The organism is Neoroseomonas marina (assembly GCF_012927745.1).
In the GTDB taxonomy this organism is placed as follows: Bacteria; Pseudomonadota; Alphaproteobacteria; order Acetobacterales; family Acetobacteraceae; genus Neoroseomonas; species Neoroseomonas marina.
In genome coordinates this window covers 1-13,765 of record NZ_JABBKX010000008.1, presented here as the reverse complement: position 1 = coordinate 13,765, position 13,765 = coordinate 1, and the positions used below count along the sequence as shown (strand labels likewise).

Below are 13,765 nucleotides of genomic sequence, written 5' to 3'. Positions count from 1 at the left end.
CCCGATGCGCGTCCTGTTCCTCACCCACAACCATCCGGCGCTGCAGCCCGGCGGCACCGAGGCCTTCGCCCTCGGCCTGTTCCGGGCGCTGCGCGACGAGCACGGCGCCGACGGCCTCTTCCTGGCCGGGGTCACCGCCCTGCTGCGCGAACGGCGTCCCGGCACGCTGCTGCAGGCCGCGGGCGACAGGGCCGACGAGATGCTCGTCTCGCTGGACGAGTTCGACCGCTTCTACCTGTCGCAGGGCGACGTCTACGGCCTGGCCGCGATCGCGCCGATGATCGAGCGGCTCGCCCCCGATGTCGTGCATCTGCATCACCCGCTGCTGTGGGGCATGGAAGGCATCGACATGCTGCGCCGTGCCGCGCCGCGGGCGGCCATGGTCGCGACCCTGCACGACTATTTCTGCATCTGCCCACGCGAGGGCCAGTTGCTCACGACCGACGGCCGGCGCTGCGCCGGGCCGGCGCAAGATGCGTGCCGCACCTGCCTGCCCGACCGCGCACCCGGCGATCTCGCCTTGCGCGACCTTGGCATCCGCGGCGCCTTCACGGCCTTCGACGCGCTGGTATCGCCCAGCCGATTCCTGCGTGACCGCTTCGTCGCCGCCGGATGGGATGCGGATCGCTTCCACATCCTCGGCAATGCCGTCGCCGCGGCCGCGCCGGCGCCGCACCGGTTGCCCGCGGACGGCCGACGGGACCGCTTCGCCGTCTTCGGCAACGTGAATCGCTTCAAGGGCACGCTGGTCGCGCTCGACGCCTCGGCGCGCCTCACGCGCGACGGCGTGTCGCATGGCCTCGCTGTGCATGGCGGCACCGCCTGGCAGTCGGACGCCTTCCGCGCGGAGTTCGCCGCAGCCCTGACGGCGGCGCCCGACGCCGCCCACCACGGCGCCTATGCCGCCGGCGAGCTCGCCGCGCGGATCGCCGCCGCCGACTGGGTCGTGGTGCCGTCGATCTGGTGGGAGAACGCGCCGCTCGTGATCCTCGAGGCCTTCCGCCATCGCAGGCCGGTGATCTGCGGCAATGCTGGCGGCATGGCGGAGCTGGTGTGCGACGGCGTCGATGGGCTGCTGGCCCCGATCGGCGACGCCGCCGGGCTGTCCGCCGTCCTGCGCAACGCGATCGAGACACCGGGCCTCTGGCAGCGGCTCGTCGAGGGCATCGTCGCACCGCCCGATTTCGGGGCCGCCGCGGCGCAGCACCTCGCCTTCTATCGAACCCTCTCCCCCGTCACCGGAAGGAGGACAGAGCATGCCATCCGAGACAGCTCCGACCCTGTCGCGGCCTGAAGGCGCGTCCGCGCGCACCACCGAACTTCGCGGCCTGGTCGACAACGCGACACCCGATCGCCTGTACGGCTGGGTGTGGAACGCCTCCGCGCCCGATGAACGCGTGGTGGTGGAGATCCGCCTCGGCAGCGAGGTGGTGTTCCGCACGGTCGCCGACTTCGCGCGGCCCGACCTCGCCAAGGCGGGGATCGGAGACGGCTGCCATGCCTTCGAGATTCCGCTCCAGCCGGAATGGATCCGCCGCCGCGCGGATCTTGCCGTCCTGGCCCGCGCCGCCGACGGCACCGAAATGCCCGTCCCGGTCCGGATCCCGAGGCCGGCGGCCGAGGAACAGCCGCTGTCCGATGGCGGCCTGCAGCGCGCCGTCGAGGCCGTCGCGGCGGGCCAGCGCCGCCTGCACGAGGATATCCGCAGCATCGCCGCCCGCGTGCCCGAGGGCGGGGATCGGGGACAGCTCGACTCCCTCCTGCGGACGCAGGGGCAGTTGGCGGAGAAGGTCGAGACCCTGACGCTGTGGATGACCCGGCTGGACGAGCGGCTCGCCGCCCTGCCGACGCCGGCACCCGCCGTGCGGCCGCGACGCCGCCAGGGCGGGTGGACGATCGTCCTCGTGCTGGTGCTCGTCGCGGCCGGCGTTGCCGCGCTGGCGGTTGCGGGCGGGCTTGCCCGCTGACCATGGCCTCCGCCGCCATGACCGGACTGGCAGGGGAGCTGGCACGCAGCACGCGTGCGGCGGCCCTGCTTGGCCTGGCGGGGGCGCTGGGGCCGTTCGCCCTCGTGCTGGTCACGGTCCAGTTCTATGCCCTGGTGGTGCCGACCGGCAGCATCCCGACCGCGGTCGGCCTGGCGGCCGGCTTCATCCTGGTCGCGGTGGCGGCGGTCGCCCTGACGGCGCTGCGCCAACGCATCCTGCTCGCGACATCGGAACAACTCGTGCGGCGGCTCACGGCGCGCGCCATGGCTGCCGCGACGGCGCGTGCGGCCGTGCCGGCAGCGGCGGCCGAACAGGCGCTGCGCGACATCGAGGGTGTGCGTCGCGGCGTCATGGGGCCGCTCTCGGCGGTCGCGCTCGACATCGTGCTGGTGCCCGCCCTCCTCCTCCTGCTGACGGTGTTCCACTGGGCCTTCGCCCTCTTCGCCCTCGCCGCGGCGGGCCTCGCCCTGCTGTTCGGCCTGGCGGCCGAACGGGCGACGCGGGAAGCCCTGGTGGAAGTGAACGATGCCTCCGCCCGCGGCGCGGCCCTCGTGGCGGACGCCGCCCGTGCCGCCGAAGCGGTCGAGGCCATGGGCATGCTGCCGGCGCTGGTCGGCCGCTGGGCGTCGATGCTGGCGCGCGGCGCCGGCGGGTTGCGGCGCGCCCAGGGCACCGTGCGCCTCGCCCAGGCCGCGACGGCGACGCTCTACGCCGTGGCGCAGGGCGGGGCGGTCGCGGTCGGGGTGCTGCTGGCGATCGGCGGCAGTTCGTCCGGCTACGGCCTGCTGGCCGGGCTGCTCCTGACGGCGCGGGTGATGGATCCGTTCTCCCGCATCGGCGGCCAGATCGAGGACGCGGCCGCCTCGCGCGCGGCCTGGCGGCGGCTCGAACGCCTGCTCGCGACCGATGAGTCGGCGCCGGCCGCCGGCACCCGCGCCTTCCCCTGTCCCGAAGGCCGTCTCGTGGTGGACCATGTGACGCTGGTCCTGCCCGGTGCGGCACGCCCGCTGCTGCGTGACGTGAACCTCGTGGTGGCGCCGGGCGACGTCGTGGCGCTCGCGGGCCCGCCCGGCTGCGGCAAGTCGACGCTGCTGCGCGTGCTGCTGGGCTTCCAGGGCAGCAATGCCGGCGATGTGCTGCTCGACGGCCATGCCACGTCCCAGTGGGATCGGACGGACCTCGCGCGCCACATCGGCTACCTGCCGCAGGAACCCGTGCTCGCCGAAGCGACGGTTGCCGAGGCGATCGCCCGGCTGGACGACAAGCCGGACATGGAGATGGTGATCGCCGCGGCGCGACTCGCCGGCGCGATGCGCATGATCGCCGGGCTGCCGCACGGCTTCTCCACGCGCGTGGGCGGCCGCAACCTGCTGTCGATGGGCCAGCGCCAGCGGATCGCGCTGGCACGGGCCATCTATGGCCGGCCGCGCCTGGTGCTGCTGGACGAACCGGCGGCCTATCTCGACGCCGAGGGCGAAGCCGCCGTCCTCGCCATGATCGCCGCGCTCGCCGCGGCCGGCACGGCAGTCATCTTCACCTCGCACCGCGAAGGCCTGGTCCGCGCGGCGGGGCGCGTCCTCACGCTGCATGAAGGCCGCCTGGACGAGCCCGCCGCCCGCCGTGCGCTCCTCGCGGGTGCCCAGCGCGCCCGGGCCCTGCCGCAACCAGCCCGCCGCCTGGCAGGCCCGGGGGCCGCATGAGCGCCACGCTGCGCCTGCCCGCACCTGCGAGCCGCCTGCCCCGCCGAGCCCCCGCCTCGGTGGCCCCGGTGCTCGCGGTCTGCATCCTGCTGTCGGTGGCGATCCAGGCGACGATGCTGACGACGCCGCTGCTGACCATGCACGCCTTCGACGGCGTGATGGAAAGCCACAACCTCGACAGCCTGTGGGTGCTCGCCCTCGCCTTCCTGATCGCGCTGCTGCTGGGCGGCACCTTGCGCCACCTGCGCGCCGCATTGCTGGCCGGGTTGGCCGAGCGGGTCGGCCGACGCCTGCAGCTCGGCGCGCTCGCGGCCACGGTGCGCGTCGCCCTGGACGGGGACCGGGTCGCCGCCGGCCGCGCGCTGCAGGACGTGGCCGAGCTGCGCCGCATGCTCGGCGGCTCGGTGCCGGCCGACGTGCTCGACCTGCTCTCCATCCCGGTCGCGCTGGGGTTCCTGTGGCTGCTGCATCCGCTGTTCTTCGCCGTGGCCCTGATCGCCGCGCTGTTGCAGGCAGCGCTCGGCGTGCTCGCCGACCGGACGACGCGCGATGTCGTCTCGACGGCGACGACGGACGAGGCGCGGACCCGGCGGGACCTCGTCGGCCGCCTGACGCAGCGGGACATGGTGCTCGGCCTCGGGCTGCTGCCGGCCGTGCTCGGCCGTTTCGCGCCGGCCCAGGCCCAGGCGATGCGGACCCGAGGCGCCGCCGAACGCCAGGCGCAGGCGCTCGCCGGGCTGCTCGAATTCGCGACCTTCCTGCAGCAGATCGCGATCGTCTGTGCCGGCGTCTGGCTGCTGCTACGCCATGAGATCTCCCCGGGCTCGATGCTCGCCGCCGCGACCATGGTGAACTTCGCGACGCGCCCCGTGGTGCATCTGGTCGGGCATTGGCGGGACTGGAGCCTCGGCATCGCGGCGGCCCGGCGGCTGGTCGACATCGCGCATCGCGGCCGCCCTCCCGCCGCGGTGCCGCCGGATCCCGCCGCACCGCCCGGCCTCGCGGTGCAGGACCTGACCATCCGCGCGCCGGGCGCGCCGCGCCCGCTGGTCGAGGACCTGTCCTTCATCCTGCCGCCCGGCGGCATCCTCGTCCTCGCAGGGCGCAACGGTGCGGGGAAGACCACGCTGATCCGCGCGCTGCTCGGCCTCGCCGAGCCCGAAGCCGGACGCGTGCTGCTCGATGGCCACGACACGCTGCGCAGCCCGCGTGCCGAGATCGGCCCGCGCCTGGGGTACCTGCCGCAGGAACCGCAGCTGCTCGAAGGCAGCGTCATCGAGAATGTCGGCCGCTTTGCCGGTGGCGACACCGAGGTCGCGGTGGCGGCGGCGCGCCGCGTCGGCGCCCATGCCGCGATCGGCCGCTTGCCGCGCGGCTACGAGAACGGCGCCGGGCCCGATGCCGGCCTGTCGGGCGGGCAGTCGCGGCTGGTGGCGCTGGCACGCGCCTTCCACGGCGCCCCGCGTCTGATCGTCCTCGATGAGCCCGAAGCCGGGCTCGACGGCGCCGCCCGCGCCGCGCTGCGGGAAGGCGTCGCTCAGGTGCGCGCCGAGGGCAGCGCTCTGCTGCTCGTGTCCCACGATCCCCGCGCGTGGTCGGGCACGGCGGACCGTGTGCTGCGCCTGCATGGCGACGGCGCCTGGGAACTGGAGGTCCTGCGATGAGCGCTGCTGCCGACGCCCTCGAAGCAGCCTTCGATGCGGCGCTGCCGCCTCCGAAGCTCGGCCGCCTGCTGGCGACGGCGCTCGTCGTGCTCACCGTCGGTGCCGGGGGCATCCTCGGCTGGGCGGCGGTGACCCCGATCGAGCGCGCGGTGATCGGCCAGGGCACGCTCGTCGCGGAGAGTCGCCGCAAGACGGTGATGCTGCTCGATGCCGGGCTGCTGCGCAGCCTGCTCGTACGGGAAGGCGAACAGGTGGTGGAAGGGCAGCCGCTGCTGCGCCTCGATACGACCCAGGCCGATGCCGCTGCCGCGCAGGCGCGGGCCGTCTTCTGGGCGCAGTCCGTGCGCGCCGCGCGCCTGATCGCCGAACGGCAGGACAGCCGCGAGATGCAGCTGCCCGAAGGCGCGAGCGACGCCGGCCGTGCGGATCCGTCGATCGCCTCGCTGATCGAGGCGGAGACGCGGCTCTATGCGGCGCGATGGGAGGCCTATGACGGCGCGATCAGCGTGAACCGCACGCGAATCGCGCAGCTTCAGGGCCAGATGGCCGCCTACGCCGCGCAGAAGGAAGCGACGGCGGTGCGCCTCCAGGCGATCCGCGAGGAACTGGGCGGCGTCAGCCAGCTCGTCACCCGCGGCTATGCGACGCGCACGCGGCAATGGGAACTGCAGCGCGCCGAAGCCGAGCTCGTCGGCAATCTGGGCCAGTACCAGGCGCAGGAAGCGCAGGCGCGCGAAAGCATCCTGCAGGCGGAACTCGAGATGGCGAACACCCGCCTGAACCGCCAGCAGGAAGTCGCGCGCGACCTCCAGGAGGCCCAGGCCCTGCGTGCCGATGCCGAACAGCGCCTGCGCGGTGCCGAGGAAGTCCTGGCGCGCCGCGTCGCCCGGGCGCCGGAGGCCGGCATCGTGACCGACATCCGCTTCTTCACCCCCGGCAGCAGCATCGCCGCCGGCCAGCCGGTGCTCGACCTCGTTCCGCTCGACAACCGCCTGGTGGCCGAGGTGCGCCTCGCGCTCAACGATGTCGAGAACGTCCGCGTCGGCCAGCAGGCCCGCCTGCGCCTCGTGGCGTTCCGCACGCGGGAAGTGCCGCTGATCGAGACCGAGGTCATCTACGTCTCGGCCGACCGGCAGATCGACCAGCAGGGCAACGCCTTCTTCCTCGCCCGCATCGCGGTCTCCCCCGAGGTCGCCGCGCGCCTGCCGGCCGGGTCGACGCTGGCGCCGGGCATGCCGGTGGAGGCATTCGTCCTCGGCGAGAAGCGCACGGCGCTCGATTACGTGCTGCGGCCCCTCTCGGACGGCCTGCGGCGCGCGCTGAGGGATTGAGCGATGCCGCCCGCCCCGCCCCCCATCCCGAAGACGAGGTTCATCGCATGACGGAATTCTTCGCCCTGCTCGAGGAACGGCGTCGCGGGGCCGGACCGGGCACGCCCGTCCGTCTCGCCGAATTGCTGCCTGTGCCCGCGATGGAGGCCGATCCGCAGCGGCTTGCGGTGCTGGAACACAGCGGGCTGTTCGATGCGGCCTACTACCTGGCCGCCCATCCGGACATCGCCGCGGCGGGCGTCGAGCCCTTCGCGCATTTCATCGAGCAGGGCTACACGGAAGGCCGCCGGCCGAACCCGTATTTCGATCCGCTCTGGTACCTCGCGCAGCATCCGGACGTCATGGAAGGCGGGCTCAACCCGCTGTTCCACTACGCCTTCCATGGCGAGGCGGAGGGACGTCGGCCCAGCCCCTTCTTCGACCCCGCCTGGTATCGCGCGCAGTACCAGCTCGCGGCCGGCGAGATCGCACTGGCGCATTGGCTGAAGCATCGCGAGACCGGCCGCTTCAGCCCGCTCCAGGAATTCGACGTCGACTACTACCTCGGCCGCAATCCGGACGTGGCCGCCGCGGGCATCGACCCGTTCGAGCACTTCTGGACCCAGGGCTACCGCGAAGGACGCAACCCGTCGGCCGCCTTCGACGTGCGCTTCTATGCGCAACGCTACCTCCGCGGCGACCTGTCGGAGAATCCCTTCGCCCATTGGCTGGCGCATCGGCACGAACCCGGCGTTCACGGCCGGATGCCCGACGACGAGCCGACCATCCCGCGCGAGGTGCGCCGCTTCACGCGGCCAGGTCCGGACTTCGAGGAATTCCGCCCGCTGCCGGGCGATGCGGCGCGGCGAGTGAAACTGCTCACCTACTACCTGCCGCAGTTCCATGCCTTCCCGCAGAACGACGCGTGGTGGGGCACGGGATTCACGGAATGGACCAACGTGCCGCGCGGCATGCCCCGCTTCCAGGGGCACTATCAGCCGCGCGTCCCGCGGGACCTCGGATTCTATTCCCTCGAGGGCAACGAGACCTTCCGCCGCCAGGTCGAGATGGCCAAGGCGGGCGGCGTGCACGGCTTCGTCTTCTACTGGTACTGGTTCAACGGCACCCGGCTGCTCGAGAAGCCGGTCGAGCGCTTCCTCGCCGATCCGTCGATCGACATGCCCTTCGCCCTGATGTGGGCGAACGAGAACTGGACCCGGCGCTGGGACGGCGCGGAGAGCGAGGTGCTGATCTCGCAGGACTACCGGCCCGACGACGATGAGCGCATGGTCGCCGAGTTCGCGCGCCATTTCGCCGACCCCCGCTACATCCGCGTCGGCGGCCGGCCGCTGCTGATGGTGTACCGGCCCGCGCTGATCCCGGATGCCAAGTCCACCATCGCGCGCTGGCGGCACCTGTTCCGCGAGGGGCACGGCGAAGAACCTCTGCTCGTCATGGCGCAGGGCTTCGGCGACGTGGATCCGCGGCCCTATGGCCTCGACGGCGCGATCGAGTTTCCGCCGCACAAGCTCACGCAGAATCTCGAGCCGATCGCGACGGGGCTCGACATCCTGGACGCCGACTTCACCGGCAAGGTCTATCGCTACGAGGACGTCGTGCGCGTCTCGCTCGACGAGAAGACGCCCGACTTCCCATTGATCCGGACGGCGGTGCCGTCCTGGGACAACGATGCGCGGCGGCAGGGCAACGGGCTGACCATCACGGGAAGCACGCCGGCGAAGTACGAAGCCTGGCTCGCGGCGCTGATCGAACAGGCCGGCGAGCACCCCTTCCACGGCGAGGCCTTCGTCTGCGTCAACGCCTGGAACGAATGGTGCGAGGGCGCCTATCTCGAACCCGACCTGCATTTCGGCAGCGCCTACCTGAACGCGACGGGCCGGGCGGTGACGGGCGTGACGCGGCTGGGCGAGGACGTGCCGCCGCGCCTCCTGCTGGTCGGCCACGACGCCTTCCCCGGCGGCGCGCAGCAGCTGCTGTTGTCCATCGCGACGACCCTGCGCCGCACCTACGGTTGCGAGATCGAGGTCCTGCTGCTCGGCGGTGGTGCGCTGGAACCGGCCTATCGGCGCGTCGCCCCGACGACGGTGGTCGCCGATGCCGCGGCCGCCGCGGCGCGGATCGGTGCGCTTGCGGCGCGCGGCTTCCGCCACGCCATCGTCAACACGACGGCCTCGGGCCATGCCGTGCCGGCGCTGCGCGCGGCGGGGATTGCCGCGACGCTGCTGGTGCACGAGCTGCCGCGGCTGATCCGCGAAAAGCACCTCGAATCCGCGGCGCGGGCCGGCATCGGTGCGGCGCAGAAGGTCGTCTTCCCCGCCCCCTTCGTGCGCGACGAGGTGCTGGGCCTTCTCGGCCTCGCCGCGGACGACCGCTGCGTGCTGCGACCGCAGGGGATCTACAAGGATGTGACGGCACCCGCGGGCGCCGAGGAGCGGATCCGGGAGGAGTTCGGCATCGGACCGGACGACCGGCTTGTCCTCGGCATCGGCTATGCGGACATGCGCAAGGGCTTCGACCTGTTCCTCCAGCTCTGGCGCCTGCTGCGCTGGCGCGGCCGCCATCGCGTGCATCTGTGCTGGCTCGGCGGCATGGATCCGGCGATGGAAGGCTGGCTCGGCGACGAGATCGCCGACGCGAAGGCCACCGGCACCTTTCATGTCCCCGGGCGGCGCGACGATGTCGGCGCCTTCCTGCGGGCGGCCGATGCCTATGCCTTGACCTCGCGCGAGGATCCCTTCCCGTCCGTCGCGCTGGAAGCCCTGGCCGTCGGCCTGCCGGTCGTCGCGTTCGAACGCAGCGGCGGCATTCCCGGGCTGCTCGCGCGCACGGGTACCGGCATCGTGGTGCCCTATGGCGACGTGACCGCGATGTCCGAGGCGGTGGCCGGCGCCATTCGCGCGCGCCACGACGACGAGGAACGCCGCCGTGGCCGCGCCACGCGGCAGGGCCTTGCAGCGCGCCATTTCGGCTGGCGCCCCTATGTGCGGGACCTGCTGCACATGGCCGTGCCGGAACTGCCGTCCGTGTCGGTCGCGGTGCCGAACTACAACTACGCGCGCTACATGCCCGAGCGGCTCGGCTCCATCTTCGCGCAGAGCCTGCCGGTGAACGAGGTTATCGTCCTCGATGACTGCTCGACCGACGACAGCCTCGAGGTGATCCGCGCCGTCGCGGCGCGGCACCGGCGCGAGATCCGCCTCGAGCCCAACGAGCAGAACTCCGGATCGGTCTTCGCGCAATGGCGCAAGGCGGCGGAGCTGGCGAAGGGCGAGTTCCTGTGGATCGCCGAAGCGGACGACCTCAGCGACCCGGACTTCCTGCTGCGCGCGACCGCGCGGATGCGGGAGGACCCGGCCATCCGGTTCGCCTTCACCGACAGCCGGACGGTCCACGCGGATGGCCAGGCGATGTGGCCTGACTACAAGCAGTACTATGCGACCTTGGGACCGGGCGCCCTGGCGCGGAGCGAAGTGTTCACGGCGGAGGAGTTCGTCGGCCGCTTCCTGTCGGTGAAGAACCTCGTCCTCAACGTCAGCGCCGTGGTCTGGCGTCGCGACGCGCTGCTCGCGGCCATGGACGCCTGCGGCGAGGCGCTGCGCGACTTCCGCATGGCCGGTGACTGGCGGCTGTACCTCCAGGCGCTGGCAGCGCCCGGTGCCCGCGTCGCCTACGAGGCATCGCCGCTGAACGTGCATCGGCGGCATGGCGGCAGCGTGACGCACGCGCTGGATGCCGGCCGGCATGTCGAGGAAATCGCCCTGTGCCAGGCCTTCGCCCGCGATGCCTTCCCGGCATCGACGGGATCGGCCGAAGCGCAGCGCGCCTATCTGGCGGAGGTGGCGGCGCAGCTCGGTGCGCCGACGCCATCACCGCGCAGCAAGCGGCGCAGCACGCGCCGCACAAAGAGCCGCGGATCATGACGCGGTTCGACGCAAGCCATCGGCCATCTCAGACAAGGAGCGCAGAGAACCATGTACATCCCGCCCTATGACACTGTGCTGCACAGCATCGGCACGTCGCGCGAAGCCCTGAAGAACGAGACCGGCGTCACCGTGCCGCTCAAGCTCTTCCGCTTCCTTCTCCAGATCGCCGTCGCCAACGGCGACTTCAACGAAGCCGGCTATCTCGCCGCCAATCCGGACGTCGCGGACGCGGTGCGTTCCGGGTCGATCGAGAATGCACGGCTGCACTACATCGGCTTCGGCTACTTCGAGGGCCGCCAGGGCGGCACGCCCGAGGTCGATGAGCGCTGGTACCTCCGCTCCTATCCGGATGTCGCCAGTGCCGTGAAGTCCGGACGGCTCGGCTCGGCGCGGGAGCATTTCGCGATGGCCGGCGCCACCGAATGGCGCAGCCCGAGCCCGCGCTACGAAGCCGACGCATTGCAGTGGAAGCGCGCTCTCGAGGATGCGTGAGCGCGTTGCTCACAGCACCGCCGAGGCTCGGCGACGTCGCCGCGGTGGCCATTGGCCACCGCGGTACGCGCCGGGCGGACGCGATGCTTCATGACAAGGAGGGGGGTACCATGACCGATCCGGCGTCGACGCGGCTGTTCCAGGTCGCAGCCCCGGGCAAGCGCGTCTGCTTCTGGGGCGCGCCTGCCCATGTCGCGTCGGACCATGACCTGGTCCGGCGCCTCGAGGCGACCGGGGCGAATACGGGCAATCTGTTCATCGGCCATGGGCTGTTCCATGGCCTGGACTGCGCGCACAAGGCGTTCCATCCGGGCTTCGCCGCCATTCCGGCCGAGCGGCTGCACGAGCATTTCGACGTCGTCTTCGTTCCGGCGTCCAACTTCGTCGGCAATGGTGTCGACCTGACCGCGCATGCCGACTACTTCGCGCGGACCAAGCTCCCGATCTTCTGCTTCGGGCTGGGATCGCAACTGCGTCCGGGCGAGACGCCGGCGCTGAAGCCCGGCACCGAGCGCTTCCTGCGCCTGATGGCCGATCGCAGCGGATCGATCGGCGTGCGCGGGGCCTTCACCGCCGAAGTGCTGTGGGACATGGGCATCCGCAACACCAGCATCACGGGCTGCCCGTCGATGCTCGGCATGCGGACCGATATCCTCGCGCGGCTCGCCGTGGCCGTCCCGTCGCGGGACAAGGTGGCGCTCAACTTCTCCAACAACGTCCGGCGGCATGCGCTGTATCCGGACGCCATGCGCATCTCGGAGAACGCACTGTTCCAGCGGCTGCTGTCCGAGAACGCCTACTACATCATCCAGAACGAGCGACCCGAGCTCGACATGATCGCCGCGATGATGGCGGGCGACGGTCGTCGCTATGCCTCTGCGATGCAGGAGATCGCGACGCTCTTCGGCGTCTCGGCCTCGCGCAGCGACCTGCGCAACTTCCTCGAGCGGCGCATGCGCGTCTTCTTTTCGGTGGAAGACTGGGTGGGCTGCATGGAGACGATGAGCGCCGCCATCGGCTCCCGCTTCCATGGGAACGTCGCCGCGCTGCTCGCCGGCACGCCGGCGCTCTTCCTCGTCCATGACATGCGCACCCGGGAGCTGTGCGAGCTGATGCGCCTCCCGCACGTCCTGCTCGACCGCGAGGTTCCGGTCGAGGAGATCCTGGAGCGCGCCGGCGAGCTCGACTACGCGCCGTTCATCGCGCAGTTCGCGCGGCTGACGATGGAATGGCGCCTCTTCCTCGACCGCAATGGCCTGGGGCTTCAGTTCCATGAGGCTCGGGCGGTGGCGCCGGTCGCCGCATGACCAAGCCGGGCCTCCTGCTGTCGCGGCGTGCCGTCCTTGCCGGCGGCGTTGCCGGCTGGCTCGCGCCGCGGCCAGGGCGGGCGGCCCGGCAGGTCCTGATGGGGGCGATCCGCTGGGATGCCTGGCAGGCGCCCGGAAGCCCGACGACAAAGGCGGTCGAGCGGAGCCTGTCGCCCGCCGAGTACCGACGCCGGCTGCCCTTCTTCGCGGATGTCGACCGCAACGGGTCGATCCGGATCGACGGCAGCGCGCAACAGGTGATGGACCGGGAGATCGCCCTGGCGCGGTCCGCGCATCTCGATTTCTTCGCCTTCGTCGCCTACCCGCGCGGCAGCGCGATGTCGCGGGGCCTGGAGCTGTTCCTCAGCAGCCAGGCGCGCGACGGCATGCGCTTCTGCATGATCTGCGAGCTGCGCAACTGGGGCACCGCGGCGCAGCCGGCGGCGTTGATCCGCGAGCACGCGACCCTGATGCGGTCGCCCGACCATCTCCGGACCGCGGACGGCCGCCCCGTCTATTTCCTCGGCTTCGTCAGCGAGCGATTGGTCGTCGAGCGATGGGGCGGACCCGAGGGTCTTCAGTCCGCCGTCCGCGACTTCCGCGCGGCTGCCCGCGACGCCGGTGCGGCGGATCCCTTCTTCGTGCTGATGGCGCGCCCCGAACTGGCCGGCCTCGCGAGGCAGATCGGCGCCGATGCGCTCGGTGCCTATACGATCGCGGATGGCCGTGCCGCCGGCGCACCCTATGCCGACCTCGCCACCCTGGCGGAGCGCCGATGGGACGAGATGGCGAGCACGGGCTTCAAGGTCGTCCCGACGGCCATGGCGGGCTGGGATCGCCGCCCGCGCGTGGCCAATCCGGTCCCGTGGGAGGCGTGGCAGCGCGCCGGGGCCGGCATGCAGTTCTATTACGAACAGGGCCGGCCGGACGAGATCGCCGCCCACGTCGCACGCTGTCGGGACTGGTCGCGGAACCATGAGGCCTCCGCGGGCCTGGGTCTCATCTACGCGTGGAATGAGAATGATGAGGGCGGTTGGCTGGTCCCGACGCGGCCCTTCGATGATTCGCGGCTTCGTGCCTTGCGGGATGCATTGGCGCGATGACCGCACAGCCGCTCGCAAGACGGGATCGGGAAGAATGATGGACATCGTGTCGCTGCGAACGGACCACCCCGCTGCACGCCAGCCGGTGGATCCGACAGACAGCAACCCCGGTGGTTTCGCGGATAGCCGGCCGGTGCGCGCCACGCCGGCGGACAGCCTCGTGACCAAGGGCATCCTGCTGGCGGGAGGATCGGGGACGCGGCTGCATCCGATGACGCTGGCGGCGTCGAAGCAGTTGCTGCCGGTGTACGACAAGC

At 71.9% G+C, this 13,765-nt stretch carries 10 protein-coding genes; all 10 read left to right on the top strand.

Going from position 1 to position 13,765, the window contains the following annotated elements; all coding sequences use genetic code 11:
• The first annotated feature begins 4 nt into the window (after window positions 1-4).
• On the top strand, window positions 5-1,294 hold the full coding sequence (locus GWK16_RS19345) for a glycosyltransferase (RefSeq protein ID WP_170055621.1): 1,290 nt from the start codon (window positions 5-7) through the stop codon (window positions 1,292-1,294).
• The gene (locus tag GWK16_RS19340; RefSeq protein ID WP_170055620.1) at window positions 1,257-1,967 is read left to right on the top strand and encodes a hypothetical protein; all 711 of its coding nucleotides are present in this window, start codon (window positions 1,257-1,259) and stop codon (window positions 1,965-1,967) included. Before GWK16_RS19345 ends, GWK16_RS19340 begins: the two co-directional genes overlap by 38 nt.
• A 17-nt stretch (window positions 1,968-1,984) precedes the next feature.
• Window positions 1,985-3,688 carry an ATP-binding cassette domain-containing protein gene (locus tag GWK16_RS19335; protein WP_170055619.1) on the top strand — a complete coding sequence of 568 codons (1,704 nt, stop codon included), beginning with the start codon at window positions 1,985-1,987 and terminating at the stop codon, window positions 3,686-3,688.
• On the top strand, window positions 3,685-5,352 hold the full coding sequence (locus tag GWK16_RS19330; RefSeq protein WP_170055618.1) for an ATP-binding cassette domain-containing protein: 1,668 nt from the start codon (window positions 3,685-3,687) through the stop codon (window positions 5,350-5,352). Before GWK16_RS19335 ends, GWK16_RS19330 begins: the two co-directional genes overlap by 4 nt.
• Entirely contained in the window at window positions 5,349-6,683 is a 1,335-nt protein-coding gene (locus GWK16_RS19325; protein ID WP_170055617.1) for an HlyD family type I secretion periplasmic adaptor subunit, read from the top strand. Before GWK16_RS19330 ends, GWK16_RS19325 begins: the two co-directional genes overlap by 4 nt.
• A 47-nt stretch (window positions 6,684-6,730) precedes the next feature.
• A complete protein-coding gene (locus GWK16_RS19320) occupies window positions 6,731-10,603 on the top strand; it encodes a glycoside hydrolase family 99-like domain-containing protein (RefSeq protein WP_248291504.1) in 3,873 nt (1,290 codons plus the stop codon).
• A 51-nt stretch (window positions 10,604-10,654) separates the two neighbouring features.
• Window positions 10,655-11,098 (top strand): hypothetical protein, encoded by a 444-nt coding sequence (locus GWK16_RS19315; protein WP_170055616.1) that lies wholly within the window; start codon window positions 10,655-10,657, stop codon window positions 11,096-11,098.
• Between the two features lie 110 nt (window positions 11,099-11,208).
• Window positions 11,209-12,405, top strand: a complete 1,197-nt coding sequence (locus GWK16_RS19310; protein ID WP_170055615.1) for a polysaccharide pyruvyl transferase family protein — start codon at window positions 11,209-11,211, stop codon at window positions 12,403-12,405.
• Entirely contained in the window at window positions 12,402-13,508 is a 1,107-nt protein-coding gene (locus GWK16_RS19305) for a glycoside hydrolase family 71/99 protein (protein WP_170055614.1), read from the top strand. Before GWK16_RS19310 ends, GWK16_RS19305 begins: the two co-directional genes overlap by 4 nt.
• A gap of 34 nt (window positions 13,509-13,542) precedes the next feature.
• On the top strand, window positions 13,543-13,765 hold a 223-nt coding region (locus tag GWK16_RS25360; RefSeq protein WP_248291503.1), incomplete at its 3' end, for a sugar phosphate nucleotidyltransferase.